This is a genomic window from Alteromonas gilva (genome assembly GCF_028595265.1).
Lineage (GTDB): Bacteria > Pseudomonadota > Gammaproteobacteria > Enterobacterales > Alteromonadaceae > Alteromonas > Alteromonas gilva.
Genome location: NZ_JAQQXP010000003.1, coordinates 273,076 through 290,114, shown reverse-complemented (window position 1 = coordinate 290,114; position 17,039 = coordinate 273,076). Strand labels below are relative to the sequence as shown.

19 protein-coding genes are annotated in these 17,039 nt (G+C 49.5%); 12 read left to right on the top strand and 7 right to left on the bottom strand.

Annotated features, from left to right (window positions below; genetic code table 11):
- Positions 1 to 139 precede the first annotated feature (139 nt).
- Both OIK42_RS17635 and OIK42_RS17630 read right to left on the bottom strand, forming a co-directional pair.
- Complete coding sequence (locus OIK42_RS17635) at positions 140 to 658, bottom strand: PepSY domain-containing protein (protein ID WP_273642415.1); 519 nt, start codon at positions 656 to 658, stop codon at positions 140 to 142.
- Between the two features lie 242 nt (positions 659 to 900).
- Positions 901 to 1,281, bottom strand: coding sequence for a SpoIIAA family protein (locus OIK42_RS17630; protein WP_273642414.1), 381 nt, complete (start codon positions 1,279 to 1,281; stop codon positions 901 to 903).
- 142 nt (positions 1,282 to 1,423) lie between these two features.
- Between OIK42_RS17630 and aceK the strand changes: the two genes are divergently transcribed.
- On the top strand, positions 1,424 to 3,148 hold the full coding sequence (gene aceK / locus OIK42_RS17625) for a bifunctional isocitrate dehydrogenase kinase/phosphatase (RefSeq protein WP_273642413.1): 1,725 nt from the start codon (positions 1,424 to 1,426) through the stop codon (positions 3,146 to 3,148).
- A gap of 17 nt (positions 3,149 to 3,165) precedes the next feature.
- On the opposite strand, the gene OIK42_RS17620 is transcribed toward aceK, so the two are convergent.
- Genes OIK42_RS17620 through OIK42_RS17610 form a run of 3 tightly spaced genes read right to left on the bottom strand, consistent with a single transcriptional unit; the run spans position 3,166 to position 4,653 of the window.
- Positions 3,166 to 3,549, bottom strand: a complete 384-nt coding sequence (locus OIK42_RS17620; protein WP_273642412.1) for an MAPEG family protein — start codon at positions 3,547 to 3,549, stop codon at positions 3,166 to 3,168.
- A gap of 34 nt (positions 3,550 to 3,583) precedes the next feature.
- Positions 3,584 to 4,117, bottom strand: coding sequence for a DUF3833 domain-containing protein (locus OIK42_RS17615; protein ID WP_273642411.1), 534 nt, complete (start codon positions 4,115 to 4,117; stop codon positions 3,584 to 3,586).
- Positions 4,114 to 4,653: a chalcone isomerase family protein gene (locus OIK42_RS17610; RefSeq protein WP_273642410.1), complete on the bottom strand. Its 540-nt coding sequence runs from the start codon at positions 4,651 to 4,653 to the stop codon at positions 4,114 to 4,116. The genes OIK42_RS17615 and OIK42_RS17610 overlap by 4 nt, the downstream gene beginning before the upstream one ends.
- 129 nt (positions 4,654 to 4,782) lie before the next feature.
- Between OIK42_RS17610 and OIK42_RS17605 the strand changes: the two genes are divergently transcribed.
- The 5 genes from OIK42_RS17605 to OIK42_RS17585 all read left to right on the top strand — a co-directional run bounded on the left by OIK42_RS17605 (position 4,783) and on the right by OIK42_RS17585 (position 9,934).
- Positions 4,783 to 5,745 carry a 1-aminocyclopropane-1-carboxylate deaminase/D-cysteine desulfhydrase gene (locus OIK42_RS17605; protein WP_273642408.1) on the top strand — a complete coding sequence of 321 codons (963 nt, stop codon included), beginning with the start codon at positions 4,783 to 4,785 and terminating at the stop codon, positions 5,743 to 5,745.
- A 35-nt stretch (positions 5,746 to 5,780) separates the two neighbouring features.
- On the top strand, positions 5,781 to 6,188 hold the full coding sequence (locus tag OIK42_RS17600; RefSeq protein WP_273642407.1) for a hypothetical protein: 408 nt from the start codon (positions 5,781 to 5,783) through the stop codon (positions 6,186 to 6,188).
- A 136-nt stretch (positions 6,189 to 6,324) separates the two neighbouring features.
- Complete coding sequence (locus OIK42_RS17595) at positions 6,325 to 7,527, top strand: saccharopine dehydrogenase family protein (protein WP_273642406.1); 1,203 nt, start codon at positions 6,325 to 6,327, stop codon at positions 7,525 to 7,527.
- A 14-nt stretch (positions 7,528 to 7,541) separates the two neighbouring features.
- Positions 7,542 to 8,672: a carboxynorspermidine decarboxylase gene (gene nspC, locus OIK42_RS17590; protein ID WP_273642405.1), complete on the top strand. Its 1,131-nt coding sequence runs from the start codon at positions 7,542 to 7,544 to the stop codon at positions 8,670 to 8,672.
- A gap of 197 nt (positions 8,673 to 8,869) precedes the next feature.
- Positions 8,870 to 9,934, top strand: coding sequence for a hypothetical protein (locus OIK42_RS17585; protein ID WP_273642404.1), 1,065 nt, complete (start codon positions 8,870 to 8,872; stop codon positions 9,932 to 9,934).
- A 14-nt stretch (positions 9,935 to 9,948) separates the two neighbouring features.
- On the opposite strand, the gene OIK42_RS17580 is transcribed toward OIK42_RS17585, so the two are convergent.
- Both OIK42_RS17580 and rsmI read right to left on the bottom strand, forming a co-directional pair.
- Positions 9,949 to 10,215 (bottom strand): hypothetical protein, encoded by a 267-nt coding sequence (locus OIK42_RS17580; protein WP_273642403.1) that lies wholly within the window; start codon positions 10,213 to 10,215, stop codon positions 9,949 to 9,951.
- 180 nt (positions 10,216 to 10,395) lie between these two features.
- A complete protein-coding gene (gene rsmI, locus OIK42_RS17575; protein WP_273642401.1) occupies positions 10,396 to 11,229 on the bottom strand; it encodes a 16S rRNA (cytidine(1402)-2'-O)-methyltransferase in 834 nt (277 codons plus the stop codon).
- Positions 11,230 to 11,482: 253 nt separating this feature from the next.
- On the opposite strand from rsmI, the gene OIK42_RS17570 reads away from it, so the two are divergent.
- The 6 genes from OIK42_RS17570 to prpB all read left to right on the top strand — a co-directional run bounded on the left by OIK42_RS17570 (position 11,483) and on the right by prpB (position 16,964).
- Positions 11,483 to 13,426 carry a penicillin-binding protein activator gene (locus OIK42_RS17570; RefSeq protein WP_273642400.1) on the top strand — a complete coding sequence of 648 codons (1,944 nt, stop codon included), beginning with the start codon at positions 11,483 to 11,485 and terminating at the stop codon, positions 13,424 to 13,426.
- Positions 13,427 to 13,432: 6 nt separating this feature from the next.
- The gene (locus OIK42_RS17565) at positions 13,433 to 13,777 is read left to right on the top strand and encodes a YraN family protein (RefSeq protein WP_273642399.1); all 345 of its coding nucleotides are present in this window, start codon (positions 13,433 to 13,435) and stop codon (positions 13,775 to 13,777) included.
- An 88-nt stretch (positions 13,778 to 13,865) separates the two neighbouring features.
- Positions 13,866 to 14,465, top strand: a complete 600-nt coding sequence (locus OIK42_RS17560) for a phosphoheptose isomerase (RefSeq protein WP_273642398.1) — start codon at positions 13,866 to 13,868, stop codon at positions 14,463 to 14,465.
- Positions 14,455 to 15,045, top strand: a complete 591-nt coding sequence (locus tag OIK42_RS17555; protein WP_273642397.1) for a BON domain-containing protein — start codon at positions 14,455 to 14,457, stop codon at positions 15,043 to 15,045. The genes OIK42_RS17560 and OIK42_RS17555 overlap by 11 nt, the downstream gene beginning before the upstream one ends.
- Before the next feature lie 346 nt (positions 15,046 to 15,391).
- Positions 15,392 to 16,060 carry a GntR family transcriptional regulator gene (locus OIK42_RS17550; protein ID WP_273642396.1) on the top strand — a complete coding sequence of 223 codons (669 nt, stop codon included), beginning with the start codon at positions 15,392 to 15,394 and terminating at the stop codon, positions 16,058 to 16,060.
- A gap of 25 nt (positions 16,061 to 16,085) precedes the next feature.
- Positions 16,086 to 16,964, top strand: coding sequence for a methylisocitrate lyase (gene prpB, locus OIK42_RS17545; protein WP_273642395.1), 879 nt, complete (start codon positions 16,086 to 16,088; stop codon positions 16,962 to 16,964).
- Positions 16,965 to 17,039: the final 75 nt, after the last annotated feature.

Below are 17,039 nucleotides of genomic sequence, written 5' to 3'. Positions count from 1 at the left end.
ATAATATCACGACAAAGGCCGCTACTTCCAGCGCCATCTTTGCCATTGATACTTCTGGGTACAACAGCCCCATAGAGTGTTGCAGGATTCGCTATTCATCAATCGCACCACAATTAAGCCGGGGCCAGGCAACATGCGCTTAACTGCCGAACAACACGACCAGTACCGCAAACACAAACCCTACCCCCGCTATTTTAAGGCCGTTTTTAAACGGTAAAGCACGGGGTAAAAACATTAAAAAGGCAGACACAACAAAGAATAACAAGCCTACGCCAAAGGCGATATTCATAATAAACAACGGACTACTGGTAGTGGCTTTGTGTAACTTAACCATTCTATTTAATGGAAACGGATAATCCTTGTTAAGCACCATCGCTTCGCCACTTTGCTTGTTGTAGCGGCCCTGGGCGAAAGTAATCACTCCGTCGGTGTCCTCTTCCACTTCAAAGCCCCGAATTCGCAGCTGTTCGCCCAGGGCTTTGCCGCTCAGTCCGGATTCCAACTGACGGTATGACGCCTGTTCAAACTTCAGAAAATCGGTTTTACGAAAAATGAGCAATACACCACTTAGTGCATAAACAGCCATAATACCGGCCAGAAAAAAACCCACCCACCGGTGATATTGTCTTAACGTATTGTGAAATTTCGGCGACGCCATTGTTTCCCTCATGATGATGATTGCTCGCAGGGTGAGTCGCTCACCTCACGGTCACTATTATAATTTGTCGCTATTCTGCCGAAAAATCAGCAGCGAATACAATTAATTTGCACAACTTAACGGTAAAAGGCGCGGTGCGCCGTCAGGCCCGGTAATATACTGGCCACCCACGCGCGTGTGTTGCCCGCGTCGGGGCATCGATTACCCTTAGCTACAGGCATCACTGCAACCAGGCTGTCAGATTATTCACACAACCAGTTAAGTGCCAACTGGGTGTCGGTAAAGAAAACAACTTCACCACTGACAAACCAGTTGCCAATGGCGGCCATCAGCGCCTGCCAGTTTTCCTGGCCGACTATCGCTACCTTGCTGAATTCGCTGCCGTGACGCAAACCTATTTTGAAGTCATCCCAGGCCGCTCGCATTTCCCAGCCGGTAAACTCGGTGGCATCAAATAGCAGCCTGATTTGCGGTGATGCGATACTCGCCAGAGCCCCCTCCAGCAGGGGGGTGAAGGCTTCATAGTCGCGGTGGGTCAGTTTACCGATGGCCTTCATCGACACATATAAAGTGTTATCGATTCGCTCAATACCAATTGATATACCGTGTGCTACTTTGTTCATGTGTTCCTCCTGTGTACCGTGCTGAGTGTAAGCCAGAGCACGATCATTCATACTGATTTATGTCAATGTCACGGCAAACTGCCTAGCGCGCAGATTCGTCTGTGCTATCGTATTAGCACGAGCAAAGAACAGGGTTAATACCGTGGCAGACCAGGCACAAGTAAAAAAAATGGCCTACCAGATAATGATCAGCTTTGACAAAAATTATCGTTGGTTTAGCCGTGTTACCCGGGGTGCCAAGGAGCGGTTTGAAAAGGGTCAGTGGCAACACGTACTGGCAGCCTCAAAAGAGCGCATTACGTTGTATGAACAAAGCCTTGCAGACGCCGTTGCCGAACTCTACGAACAAATTATGGTACACCGCAACGATGCCGATTTCTGGCACCAGCTTAAAAAAGCGTATGCGGCACTTATTGAAAACCACCCCCAGTACGAACTGGCTGAGACGTTTTACAATTCGGTAATAGGTAAGGTTTTTCGGCATAAGTCCATCAACAATGATGTCATGTTTGTGCTCTCCAGCCGCTGTTTTCTGGCAGGTCAGGATCGCCACAAAGTGATCCACAGTTTTGACACCACAACCACCGTGAGGGAAATGTACGAGTCCATATTTTCCTGCTACCGCTTCAAAATTGACTTTGAAGATCGCGAGCGGGATATGCAGCGCTTGGACAAGGCCTTGCGACAGCGTCTGAGCAACTCTGCACTGGCCAGTGTTGCCGCCGTTGAAATGCTCAAATCAGTATTCTACCGTGGTCAGGCAGCATACCTGATTGGGCGGATCTGTATGCCAACCCGTACGCTGCCTTTCGTCATTGCATTACATACCAACGACACACATCAGTTGTTTGTAGATGCATTGCTCACCCAACGCCATGATCTGAGTATTATTTTTGGCTTTGCGCGCAGTTACTTTATGACCGACACCCAGTATCCCAGCGAACTGGTGGCGTTTTTACATGAACTAATGCCTAACAAAAAAGTGTTTGAACTGTTTATAGCGCTGGGCCACTACAAACACGGCAAAACGGCGTTTTATCGTAACTTTTTAACCCACCTGGCTCAGTCTGACGATATGTTTGAAGTCGCACCGGGGATCCGCGGTTTAGTCATGATGGTATTTCACCTGCCATCTTATGGGGTGGTGTTTAAGATCATTAAAGACGAATTTGGCGAGAGCAAAAAAATAACCCGCGAACACGTGGTTGACCGCTACAAGCTGGTTAAGATGTCAGACCGCGTTGGCCGTATGGCAGACACCCATGAATATGTTAATTTTCGCCTGCCGCTTGCGCGCGTTGGCAGCGAATTGCTCAATGAGCTGCAGGAAACCTGCGCGAGCAGTATTGAGCTAACCGCCGACGAGCTGATTATCAAACACCTCTACATTGAGCGGAAAATGACACCGCTGAATATCTTCCTACAGCAGGAGACCGATCCGCAAAAACTGCAGGACGCTATCGACGATTTAGGTACCTGTATTAAACAAATTGCACTGGCGAATATTTTTCCCGGCGACATGCTGCATAAAAACTTTGGTATTACCCGCAACGGCCGCGTTATTTTTTATGATTACGATGAAATCTGCCTGATGCACGAACGTCACTTCCGTCGGTTGCCGGTGAGCGATGACCCCTATGCCTTAGATACTCTGTCGGTGGCACCCAATGACGTATTCCCCGAACAGTTTGAACACTTCATAGTGGGTAAGCGCCCGTTTAAGGCAATGCTGAAAGCGCTCCATGGTGATCTGATGACACCGGAGTATTGGCAACGCACTCAACAAAAAGTGGCAAATGGCGCTATTCATAACTTTACCCCCTATCCCCGGTCACGGCGTTTCCCTCGTCACCACAGAGAAGACTAAAATTTACCAACGTGCTGTTACAAAACCGATAAAAACAGCGCTACGCTAATGCCGAGCCCGCCAATAAAGCAAAGGCTACGTACCTTGTCGATGTCATACCAGTAGCAAAACAGATAAATCACTCTGAGCACAACAAAGGCAACCGCTAACCACATGTGCAGTGCGCCAATTGATGACAGTGCCAGCACGGTTAATGCCGCGGGCGCAAAATAGGTGATAGCCTCAAAACAGTTATAATGTGCAGCATTCGCGCGGGCGCCGAAGCCTGTCAGCGCCTGCTGCTGCGCACGCGGATGGTGGTTATCATACCCGTCTTGTTGTTGCATTGCCCAGGCAAGGGGGATCTTAGCCAGAAACGGCATTACGCAAACGAGCAGTAAGCACAGTATAAATATGGTCATTCATTACATCCCTGAGTCATGTTGAGTTGTTAGTTTATGGCTGTTGTTGCATAAAAATAGTCACTTCCGCCATTACCAGTCCAAACTTCTTAACGTACGAGCGATTCATTAACGTGCCGTCTTCAAATGCCCAGAACCAATCGTCGAAGGCGACCTGATAGGTGGTATCATCCACCGGTAAATCCATCTCGTAGCGAAAATTGAACGCATTGCCATAGGATACGCCCTTGGCGGTGCCAAGTATATCACCGGCAGCACCATCATATTCACCGTTACCGGTTGGCGTAATACGCCAAACCCGCTTATCGGGGCCGTCGCCCACCTCGTAGTGAAATGTTTCATCCAGTATCAGTGTATCGCCATCCATTCGGCCTTGTATATCCACCGTAAACCGCTGAACGACATCACCAGAGCGATTTTGCACTATGCCCCACGCTTTTACCTTGCCGTCAAAAAATTGTTCCAGCGATAACGCCGGGGTTTGGCTGGTATAGCTTGAACCATCAATGGATGCGCTGCACCCGCCCAACAATAAAATACCCAACAATACTAGTGCTATGCGGCTCATGAGGCCTCCTTGAGATTAAGTAGTTTAGCTCTGAAATCCGGCTCAGTGGTCTTCGGACCTAGCCAGATGTTGAAAAACCATTCGGTAAAAGCCTGCTCCTCTATTTCACCCAGAAACTCACCATTGAAGTAAAACCGCGACGTGCCTGCGGCAGTCGCAACGCCGGCGATAGTGTCGTTTTCGGAGACATCGGGAAACAACTCTGTCATCGCTTTTTGCCAGCGCTGTAAACTTTCGTTATCGCTGAACCCTTGGGCGCGCATTTCTTTGACCGAGCGCTCGGCAATTTCAGCACCGTCAAAATCGCGCAGATAAGTCAGTGTCAGCGCAAACGGCCGGGTCTGATGCCAGCGTCCCTGCGGCGCGTACAATGCCGCGTCGTATACATCCCAGAATAAATAAGAGTAGCGGGCCTGACCGGCCAGTTGTGCATTGGGTACCGCATCGGTCACCAATGACGGAACAGCAGCGCTGGCTGGCATAGCAACACTTAACAGCAAAGCAGCAGCGGATGTCGATAGCAGTTTATTTAACATTGTCCTGATTACCTGAGTGATATGATCATTTATACCGGTATGATGCTATTAGTGATCACTGCAATTGCGTTTTGCTCCCATCCCCCCTAATCTGCTGCCTATCAAACTGTTATGTGACTGCTCTTCAATATGTCTTGTGATAATTTGCCTGCGCGCCTGGGATTAAATCTGCCTTCTCCACTCACGGCATTTACCCCGGATTGGCCAGGCGCTAACAAAGTCTCAATGTGGATCAAGCGTGATGATCTCATCCATCCCATTATATCGGGTAATAAATGGCGCAAACTGAGCGACGTCCTGCATACATTTTTGCATGAGCGACCAGCATCAAAACGCCACATTATAAGTTTTGGTGGAGGCTATTCTAATCACTTGCATGCGCTTGGCTGGTGCTGCCGGCAGTTAGACATTGCTTTTACAGCGATTGTGCGCGGCAATTACCAGGCTAATCCGACGCCAATGCTAACCGATTTAGCGACCTGGCAGGCAACCATCAGGTATGTCACCAAGGCAGAATATCATCGTCGTCACGATCCCGACTACCTGGCCACTTTGCAACAGGATGCCCCCGGGGCTTTGATTATACCTGAGGGTGGCAGCCAATTGTCGGCGCTGTCAGGCGTTCGGCAACTGCTGGCGGAAATTTCTCCCCACCCCTTTAATACCATCATTACCCCGGTCGCCAGCGGCGCAACCATGGCAGGGATCGTTAGCGGCCTCGCACCACACCAGTCTGCACTGGGTATTGCAGTTCTTAACGGGGTTGGGTATCTTGAGGATCTGGTTGCGCAGTTTTTACCCGATTTTTCAACGCGCCACCAGCAAAATAGCATGTTACCTGCCACACAATGGCAAATATTGCATCAGTTTCATCACGGTGGATACGCCAGGCGTTCACCTGCTTTAACATCCTTTTGTGATGAGCTATTAAAGGAGCATGAGTTGGCAGTTGAGCCTGTTTATTCCGGCAAGGTGTTTTACGCCGTAAAACACCTTTTGGAAGACGGCTTTTTTACTCCGGGTGACAACATCGTCATTTTGCATACAGGTGGTTTACAAGGCAGTCGTTCTGATCCTGCAGGCAACATTTGACGTTTCAATTTAAAAGTAACTAACCGGGAGCTTCTATGAGTGATGGCCATATTGTTTTTTCACGTCCAAGTCAGTTGCTAATTGACCGTTCTCTGGTACTTTGCAAAACCCTGCTCAGGGTAGAAAACACCTTTTATCCCTTTGCCGCAATCTACGAAAATGGTCGTATTGGTTGCTTATTCAGTGAAGACTACGGGGTAGAGAATCCGGGTGAGATGCAAATCCTGGAGCACCTGCAATGGCGGATCATCGATAACATTACCGACAATGACGCATATGCCACATTGGTGTATGCCGCACAAATTGAGATCAACGAAAAACAAGCCCAGGATGCCATCGTCATTACGCTGTGCGAACCCAACCGCCCGGAACGCTCCGTGGTTTACCCGTATTACCGAAAAAATCAACAGGTTATCCTGGCCCCTCCGTTGGTAGAGAAATAACCGCCAGTGTTATTCATGCAAGCCCCTGCTAATGCACTATCCTTTATGTTTTCAGCATGTAACTTTGCTTGCCAATTTTACGCCGTCTGTTAGCATTCAACGCAAATTTTAAATCTTATTAAAAGGGATAAAAAATATGTCTCGTGTTCTGATTATTGGTGCCGGTGGCGTGGCCGCTGTAACGATTAAAAAGTGTGCCCGCCTGCCTGAATATTTTGACGAAATATATCTTGCCAGCCGCACCGTATCCAAGTGCGAAGCACTGCAAAAAGAAGTCGGCGCCGACCGGGTTAAAGCGGTTTATGCCGTAGATGCCGACAATGCCAAAGACGTTGAGGCATTGATCAATGAGGTTAAACCCGATTTGGTCATTAACCTGGCGTTACCGTATCAGGATTTACCGATAATGGACGCCTGTCTGGCCACGCAAACCGATTATCTGGACACCGCCAATTACGAGCCAAAAGACGTTGCCAAGTTTGAGTATTCCTGGCAGTGGGCATATCAGGATAAGTTTAAAGATGCTGGCATTATGGCGCTGCTGGGCAGTGGTTTTGATCCGGGCGTAACCAACGTTTATACCGCCTATGCCGCCAAGCATTACTTTGATGAAATTCATTATCTGGACATCGTTGACTGTAATGGTGGCGATCACGGCCAGGCCTTTGCGACCAACTTCAATCCGGAAATCAACATCCGCGAAATTACCCAGCGCGGCCGCTACTGGGAAAATGGCGAATGGAAAGAAACCGATCCGCTAAGTGTGCGTGAAGATTTGGATTATCAGAACATTGGCGTTCGCGCATCGTACCTGATGTTCCACGAAGAGTTGGAATCCATTGTTAAGCATTTTCCAACCCTTAAACGCGCACGTTTCTGGATGACCTTTGGCGATGCCTATCTTAACCACCTGAAAGTGCTCGAAGGCATTGGTATGACAAGCATTGAGCCGGTTGAGTTTCAGGGCCAGCAAATCGTGCCGCTGGAGTTTTTAAAAGCCGTATTGCCAAACCCGGGGTCACTGGCGGAAGGTTATACCGGCATGACCTGTATTGGCACTTACATTACCGGTATTAAAGACGGTAAAGAAAAAACCATCTTCATTTACAACAACTGCGATCACGCCGTATGTAATGAAGAAGTCGGCGCTCAGGCGGTGTCTTACACCACCGGAGTACCGGCCATGATTGGCGCAATGATGATGTTACAGGGCAAATGGAAGCAACCGGGCGTATGGAACATGGAGCAATTCGATCCAGACCCGTTTATGGATGAGCTTAACAAGCATGGTTTACCATGGCATGTGCTGGAATGCGATAAGAGCCCATTTAGCCGTTAGGCAGGAGAGCAGGCGTGACTGATTTAACCCAACGCACGGATATTCCATCGCCGTGCTATGTACTGGAAGAAGCCCGGTTAGTTGAAAACCTGCGCTTAATGAAAGACGTTCAGGCTCGATCCGGGGCGCGGATTATTCTGGCTCTGAAGGGCTTTTCCATGTGGTCGTGTTTTGACATTATCGGCCAGTACTTACATGGCGCGACAGCCAGCTCTGTATGGGAAGCTAAACTCGCCAGCGAAATGGGCAAAGAAGTTCACGCCTACGCGCCGGCTTACAAGCCACAGGAAATTGCCGAGTTAGCGGGCCTGGTTAATCACCTGTCCTTTAACAGCATTGGCCAGTGGCAACGCTACCACGAGGATTTGCCAGGGGTGTCACTGGGTCTGCGTATTAACCCGGAGCACCAGGAAGCAGATACACCGCTGTACGACCCTGCGGCCCCAGGCTCAAGACTGGGTATCCGGGCCAGTGAACTCAACGGCGTTGATTTGACCGGTATTGATGGCTTTCATTGCCACAATCTGTGCGAATGCGACTCTTTTGCCACTGCCCGTACACTGGAAGCCATCGAAAAACGCTTCGGACAATGGCTGAGCCAGTTGAAATGGCTTAACCTGGGCGGCGGTCATTTAATGACCCGCAAAGGTTATGACGTAGAGCATTTAATTAGTACCCTGGCGGCTTTTAAAGCCAAGTACCCCAATCTGGATATCATATTAGAACCCGGCTCGGCGGTGGCATGGCAAACCGGCCCGCTAATCGCCGAAGTCGTCGATATCGTTGACAACCAGGGTCCTATTGCCATTTTGGATATCTCCGCCACGGCGCATATGCCTGATGTGTTAGAAATGCCCTACCGACCAGCCATTGTAGGCGGCGGTGAGCCGGGCGAACTGGGGTTTGATATCAAGTTAGGCGGTAATTCCTGCCTGGCCGGCGATGTCATTGATACCTACAGTTTTGCAAAACCTTTACAGGTGGGCGACAAACTGCAGTTTGAAGATATGATGCATTACACCATGGTAAAAACCACGTTTTTCAACGGTGTTCAGCACCCTGCCATTGGCATTTTACGGCAAGATGGTGAGTTTGAACTTATCCGCGAGTTTAACTACAGCGACTTTAAGTCACGGTTATCCTGAGCCAGATTAAGACCTGTCGCATAAATAGTTAATATTATGCAGCGCGCCTGTAGAGCTTTACAGCAGGTGCGCATCAATATATGAATGACTCATTTGGGCTTCACTGCGTTATGAGTGGCATATCCCGGTCACCAATGATAACGTCAACAAAGCCTGGTGGTAATAAAGCCGCCGTCACTGATAAAGGATTATCAACCATGACAAATCGAGTAATATACTACTCTACCCTCTTATTGTGGCTTGTTAGCCCTTCCACTGTTGCCTCTGAGCCTAAAAATAGCAATCAGGTTCAACATAAAGCCTATGCATGTGACAATTGTGATTTTCAGGCTGCCACTAAGATAGCCACCGAAAATGCGCCGGACAATGATTGTAAAACCGATAGTAAAAGTCCCGCGGAATCAATGTGTGACCCGGTCAGTAAAACTATATTCGTTCCTGTGCATAGCAACAAAAAAGTCTTTAAGTTCGAGGTAACCACCCGTATTGATGCACAAAACCTGCCTGTTGTAAGCGTTGTACCTTCCCGTGTTTTACCTGATGAGCGCGTCTTAATAGACAAGTATTTCGAGTTTTATGCGGATCTGGAGCAAGCAGTGAATAAAGTATCAGCAGAAAGCGCTGAGCTTGCGCAATCCAGAGTGAGTGAAATGCCTTACGGCACAGCTAGTCAGAATGATACACCGCATGACAGTTGCGCCAGCCACCCTGCGTATTATTTTAAAAATTTGGGCCATGAAAGAGAGATAAAACATAAACTAGCCACCCGCTTACGCGCTGAATTCAAAGCAGACAGTAGTGTTATTTCGCAGTATGCACAGCATAATTTACTTGCGCTGTGGGGTGACAGTTTCGACAACCGGATCGCATTTAACGTCAACTTCGCTAATAATCCCGCCAACACAGTTCACCCTCTTTTTAATTTAACGTTACACAAAGCTTTCACTAAAATTGACGGGTTTCAGTACGGTGAATTATTCGGCGGCAACGCCACTGATTTAACGGATGGCGGTATATCCAGTTGTTTAACAGAACTTCTTCGCGAAAAGAGTGAGCCGGATACCACTACAGCCACAGAAGGCGGCGGCCATGGCAGTTTTAACAATCCATTTGTGGGAACTGCTATTAAAACGGCTCCCGACTCGTCGTTTTGTCAGTTTACCCGCAACGTCACGCTCTGCCATACGGATTCTGAAGGTCATAGGACGTGCCCTGCCACGGCTGTTACCTGGACAGATCGCTGCGGTTTAAAACCCGGTTAGCCTTGCCTGAGCTGTTATATCACGCCGCGTCCCCGGCTTATGCCGCTGGCGCTGATTTTTCCTTCGGCTAATACCGTGTCATCTAATCGAATAGTAAAGGGGCTATTTGCTTTACCGGTAATGCTGTATTCAAAGCCACTGAGGTGCTCATCATGTATATGCACCGGTGCTGATTTTGCCGGCGACACCAGTTCGTATACGCCATTGTCGTCATGCTCATTGATGATGTTAACCATCCAGTTGCCATGATCCATATCGATATTCAGCGTTCTTTCACGCATGCGCAGTTCCCCACTTAGCAATACTATGTACCTGAACTATCACCATGAAGGTGAAATAAGTGAATTTCAACCGCAGAGAAAATGTGATGGTTATTACGTCTGCCAGAGACTTCATCGTCAATGAGGTCCCAGGCAACGCAAACTCCTATGATGTCTCTTGCATCACGCCTGTTGGCTAAATTAGTCTAAAGCTAATCCTGCCTGGTACAAAGCGTTTTTCTTGAGCTGATAATGATCTGCAACAATAGCAGCGGCTTTTTTTAGCGGTAAATCCTGTTTTAACCGTTTAAGCAAGGCCATGGCATCGGCAGGCAGCGCGTCGGTTTGTCGCGGCGCGCCGCTAACCATCAGCACAAACTCGCCTTTTTGATGGACAGGATCTGCTCGCAGCCAGGCCAGCACCCCATCCGGCGTGTCACAAATATAGCGCTCAAAGGTTTTGGTGAGTTCTTTAGCAAGCACCAACTGGCGGTCGTCACCCAGCGTCTCCTTGATATCGGTAACGGTATCCACTATGCGCCGTGGCGCTTCGTAAAATACGCTGGTGCAGCTACGATCCAGCAAGGTTTCCAGGATGGTTTTGCGCGCCTGGGTTTTAACCGGTAAAAAGCCTTCAAAAATAAACCGGTCAGTGGAAAGCCCCGAGGCACTCAGGGCGGTGATCGCCGCGCACGGGCCGGGTAATGCGATTACATCGATGTTTTGTGCACGGCAAGCACGCACCAGTACAAACCCCGGATCGCTGATAAGCGGTGTTCCCGCATCACTGATTAACGCCACTGATTCGCCGGCCTGTAATTTTTTACACAGCATCTCGGTGCGTTTTTCTTCGTTGTGATCATGCAGCGACAGCGTTTTGGCCTGAATACTAAAGTGTTGCAGCAGTTTTTGGCTATGCCTGGTATCTTCAGCTGCTATCCAGTGCACTTCGTTAAGCACCGTCAGCGCGCGCTGCGTAATATCCTGCAGATTGCCTATTGGGGTTGGCACGATATAAAGTGGAGCGGATGTCATAGCCGTTAATTCCGTGAACTGTTTCGGGTTGTCAATATACCTGTTTGTGCGTAGCACGCAAATCGCTTGTCACCATTAGCGCTATTAAATCGGTCTAAGCGTTGCCATTTTGTGCAGTGTGAGGGGACGCATCACTTTCTCTCACCCCGATGCACTCGCCGTAAGTACAGATTTTTAACCTAACGATGGCTTTTACCTTTCAGTGCGATACACTAAATGCTCTGTGGTAATGATACAAATCAAGCTGGAAATTATGACGCGAAAACAAGTCTGGTTACTCGTTGGAACATTTACCCTGCTGCTTCTGGGCGGCTGCGGCTCTACGCCGAAAACCTCGTCTTTGCCAGTCGCTACACCCACGCAAAACCAGGAAACTACCAGCCAGCAAGCCCCCTCATTACAACCAGAACAATGGCTTGCCGAGGCACAACGTGTCTGGCAACAAGGCGAAGAGCGTGATGCGCGCAACGATTTACTGCTAAAAGCAGCACAAAGCTATGCAGAACTGGGCCAACTGGCGCAGGCCAGGCAAATTTTATTTACTATTCGCGGTTCCCTCGGTACGCCCTCACAACGCAATCGGTACAACCTGTTACTGGCAGAGCTTTACCAAAACGACAATAAAGTGGGCAGTCAGCAACGACTCCGGTTATTGCAGTCTGTCACCACAACTGAGCCAGATTTACAGCAACAGCAGTATCGCCTGATGGCACTGGAATATGCCCGCTTAGGTGAGTGGATTGAGGCCGCCAACGCCCTGCTAATGAGCGACCCGAACGCACCCGACAATATCGCACAAGCCTGGGCCTGGGTAAACCAAAGCTCTCCGGAGCAGCTTGCCAGCTCAGCTCAACACAGCCAACTAGCGCCTTATGTCTCTTTGCGACAACTGATTCTCGACTATGGTTTTAATCCAGACCAGTTATCACAGCAACTGGCGCAGTTTCAACAGGTGTTCAGAGGCCATCCGTTAGTCGCTAACTGGCCGGATAACCTCAACCATCCCGAAAAGCTGGAGCCCGGCAAACGCGATAACATCGTTGTTATGCTGCCGCTCAGCGGACGCCTGCAGGTAACCGGAATGGCGATTAAAGAAGGCATACTGGCAGCTTACTTTGGCGAAACCAGCCGTATAAAAGACGTAGCGCCGGCGCAGCTGCAGTTTATTGATACCAATACCGCAACCACTGCTGAGCTCATTGAAAAGTCCTCTTCAGCAGACTGGATTATTGGCCCGTTGTTAAAAGAAAATGTTGATGCGCTCTTATCCCAACTGCCAGCATCGGCGCAGATCCTGACACTTAATCGCCCTTCGGTAATAAATACGGCGCTGGCTGCGTCTTCCGATAAGCCTGTGCTGGGTGACTCTCCCAAGCAGCCTGTTGAGTTGTTGCCAGCCCGCTACAGCAGCCAGATTTACTATGCACTGGCGCCCGAAGATGAAGCCAGACAACTGGCCAACCGGGTCTTTTTACAAGGGCATCGCTCTCCCATACTGGTAGCCTCGACCAATAGTCTGCATCAGCGTATGCAGGATGCCTTCATGGAGCAATGGCAACGTTTAACAAGCGGTTTGGCCGCGCGTCAACACAGTGCGCCAACCAAGGTGACCTATAGCGACAATGCGTCGCTACGCGATGGTATTCTGGAGGCGCTTGACGTAGCGCAGAGTAAAGACCGCATAAAAGAAATCCAAAGCTTTGCCAACGAGACACTCTATGACCTGCCGCGTAATCGCCGTGATATTGATGCGATTGTGGTTTTTACGTCACCAGAACAGACAGAACTGGTGAATCCTGTCATCGAAGCCAGCCTGAGCCCATTCAGCGGCGTCAGGGTACCGGTTTTCGCGACGTCTCGTTCTGTCGATTACGCCCAGTCGCGCAATCAGTGGCGCGACCTGGAGAATTTGCATTTTTTAGATATGCCCTGGGTACTACCAGACAACCCGGCGCCCGCTCTGGCGCAGCAGGCAGAACAGTTATGGCCGCAGCGGCCTACTTCGTTACAACGGCTATTTGCGTTTGGTGTCGATGCGTATAATTTAATTCCACGGCTTAACAGCCTGGTAGGGTTACCCCAGCTAGAGTATCAGGGCTTAACCGGTAGTCTCAGTGTTAATAAGGATAAGGAAATCGTGCGCAGGCTACCTGAAGCGGTGGTATCACAAGAGCGCATTACCCTTATTGCTGAGTAAGCGCTCGTGGCGCGCTGGATAGGGACATCTCAGGAACGTCGCGCTGAACAGTTTTTACGTAACGCCGGCCTGCGCTTTGAGGCCAGAAACATTAGCTATCGAGGTTGTGAGATTGATCTCATTATGCGGGAACATAACACCTGGGTTTGTGTCGAAGTAAAATACCGACGTAGCGATAGTCATGGCGTCGCTGCAGAAACGATCAATGCCGCCAAAATACGTCGCATGGGCCATGCGTTAGAACGCTATCTGAAAGAGCACAAAATTAATCCAACGATGGCCCCAATGCGCCTTGATGCCGTTGTAATTGACGATAATCGTATCGAATGGATAAAAAACATTGGCGTGTGACACCCCCATTTTGCTACTGTAGCGCACTAAAAGCATCAGCGTATCTTTCGCTGTCACACCCTGCACAGATAAGATTGACACAACGTTAATGATAGAAAATATAAAAGCACATTTTACCGAAAGTATTCAGACCAAAATTGCCGCCTCAGAAATGTTGCCACCGGCAATTGATAAAGCGGCCAGCATGATGGTGGAAGCGCTGATCAGAGGTAATAAGATACTCAGCTGCGGCAACGGCGGCTCCGCCGGCGATGCACAGCATTTCTCGTCAGAAATGCTCAACCGTTTTGAACGTGACCGACCGAGCTTACCGGCCATTGCCATTACCACAGATACGTCCACATTAACGTCGATTGCCAACGATTATCATTATGACGAGGTGTTTTCTAAACAAGTCCGGGCACTTGGCCAACCCGGTGATGTGTTGCTGGCCATTTCCACCAGCGGAAACTCGCGCAACGTTATTAACGCAATGGAAGCAGCGCTCTCCAGAGATATGACGATTGTGGCTCTTACCGGCCATGACGGCGGCGAAATGGCGGGTTTCCTGAGTGAACATGATGTAGAAATACGCGTGCCTTCAAGCCGCACGGCGCGTATACAGGAAGTGCATTTACTGGTTATCCACAGTTTATGTGAGTGTATTGATGATAGCTTATTTCCGGCCCACGACCCTGATGTCTATTAAGTACATTAAACGTAGTATTGTTGCCCTCCTAACCCTGGCATTGCTCAATGGCCTGTCAGGCTGCGCTGTGGTGGCCGTAGGTGCGGTGGGCGCGACTGCAGTATCGGTGTCTAATGATAGGCGCACGGCCGGTACCCAGTTAGATGATTTTAATGCGCGGCGCAAAGCGGCTGGCCTGATTAGCCAGGACGAAAAAATAAGTGCCAATAGCAATATTGAGATTACTCTGTATAACCGCGTGGCGCTGTTAACGGGGCAAGCACCAGACCAGACAACCATTCAGCAAGCAGAATCATTGGTTAACAGCGTGGATTATATTCGCAAAATCCACAATCAGATTCGTGTGGGTAAACCAATCCCCGCAACCAGTGTGCTGCATGATAAATGGCTGGCGACTAAAATTCGCACCAAAATACTTGCCTCTGACAACGTACCTGGATCGCAGATCACCATTATCGTTGAAGATTCCGAAGTGTTTTTAATGGGCCTGGTAACAAACCAGGAAGCCACCGCCGCAGTGGATATTGCCCGTCACGTCGATGGCGTCGCCAAAGTCGTACGCGCCTTTGAAATTTATTAGCAGCGGTCACCTTTTAAACGTGTAATTTGCTCGCGCATAACAACACACTTGTCTTAACAGGCGCTGTCAACACAGGGCCTGCGTGCCAGCCCCGGCAGCGGATGTCTTGTTACCACCTGGCTATCTAATACTTTGGTGGCATATCTCTGCCAGGCGTTCCGTCTTTGGCTACACTGAGTAGCGTGCCATATGGCGCGCAGACTACGCTGCGCGCGGTTTCAGAACCCGCGATGCGCTGCACGGTAAAATTCACCCACCCCAGAGTTGTCGACAATACACGCTTCCTGACGTTGACAATCTCAATAAAAATGCCTACATTGTCGACATTACCACTACAAGTGAGTCGATGATAGTGACTATTGCAGCCTTTACAGAACTGGCAGTTACCAGTGCAGACAAGACATTCCTGCAGCTACGCAGCGATATCGTTGAGGGCACAATTGCGGCCGGGAGTAAACTCAGCGAAACCGAACTGTCGACAAAATATCAGGTGAGCCGGGCAGTAATTCGTGAATCCATAAATCGCCTGGAGGCGTGTCATCTGGTTGAACGTAAAGCCAACATTGGCGCGCGCGTGGTATCACTGACACCGGAAGGCCTTATTCAGCTTTATCAGGTGCGCGAGGCCCTGGAAGGCATGGCCGCGCGTCTGGCAGCCAAGAACATGAGTAATGACGATATTGCTGCCCTTCAGGCGCTATTGAACAGTCATTTTCAAACCGTCAAAGGTGGCGAGTCTTACTATCAGGAAGCCGGTGATCTGGATTTTCATTACCGGATTATTTTAGGCAGCAAGAACCAGCATCTTATCGAGGTGCTGGTCAACGGTATCTATCATTTAATCCGGATGTACCGCGTACAGCTGGGCATGGCCGGTCCACGGGTCACCACAGCCTTTGATGAGCACAAGCACATAGCTCAGGCAATCGCCAACCGCGACGAAGAACTGGCCGAAATGCTCATGCGACGTCACATCCTTTACTCCAAGAACAATATCGAAAGCAAATTGCAATAACCAACCCTAAGCCGAGAGAACAGTTATGAGCCCAGGTAAAAAGTTTCGTCAGGCGTTAGCCGACAATCAACCGTTGCAAATCGTAGGCACCATCAATGCTTATAGCGCGATGATGGCTAAGAAAATTGGCCACAAAGCCATTTACCTCTCCGGTGGCGGCGTGGCTAACGCCTCTTATGGTTTGCCCGATTTGGGCATGACCTCGCTTAACGATGTCATTGTTGATGTACAGCGTATAACGTCAGCCTGCGATCTCCCCTTACTGGTCGATATCGATACGGGTTGGGGCGGCGCCTTTAATATTGCCAAAACCATCAAAGACATGGAAAAAGCCGGCGCCGCGGCAGTGCATATGGAAGATCAGGTGGCACAAAAACGCTGTGGCCACCGCCCCAATAAAGAAATTGTGTCCACCGACGAAATGGTCGACCGCATAAAATCAGCAGTTGATGCGCGTACCGATCCGGACTTTTTTATCATGGCCCGCACCGACGCCTTTGCACAGGAAGGTTTGGAAAGTGCCATTGAGCGGGCGAAGGCCTACGTTGCTGCCGGGGCTGATGGGATTTTCGCAGAAGCGGTTCAAACCGAACAACACTACCGCGCCTTTGCGCAGGCGCTGGACGTTCCTGTTCTGGCCAACATTACCGAATTTGGCCAGACCGAATTATGGAATACGCAGCAGTTGGGCGAATGGGGCGCGGCCATGGTGCTGTATCCGCTAAGTGCCTTCAGAGCCATGAACAAGGCGGCTGAAATGGTCTACACATCAATACTTGAAAACGGTGACCAAAAAGCCGTTGTGGATACGATGCAAACCCGTATGGAACTCTATGACTACCTCGGCTATCACGATTACGAGAAAAAACTCGATGCCTTGTTTGCTGAGGGTAAAAACAAGTAGCTCAGCCGGGAAAGTGGCTCAGATGGCTGAGCCAACACAATAAAAACATACCCTACACATATTTTATTAGGAGAT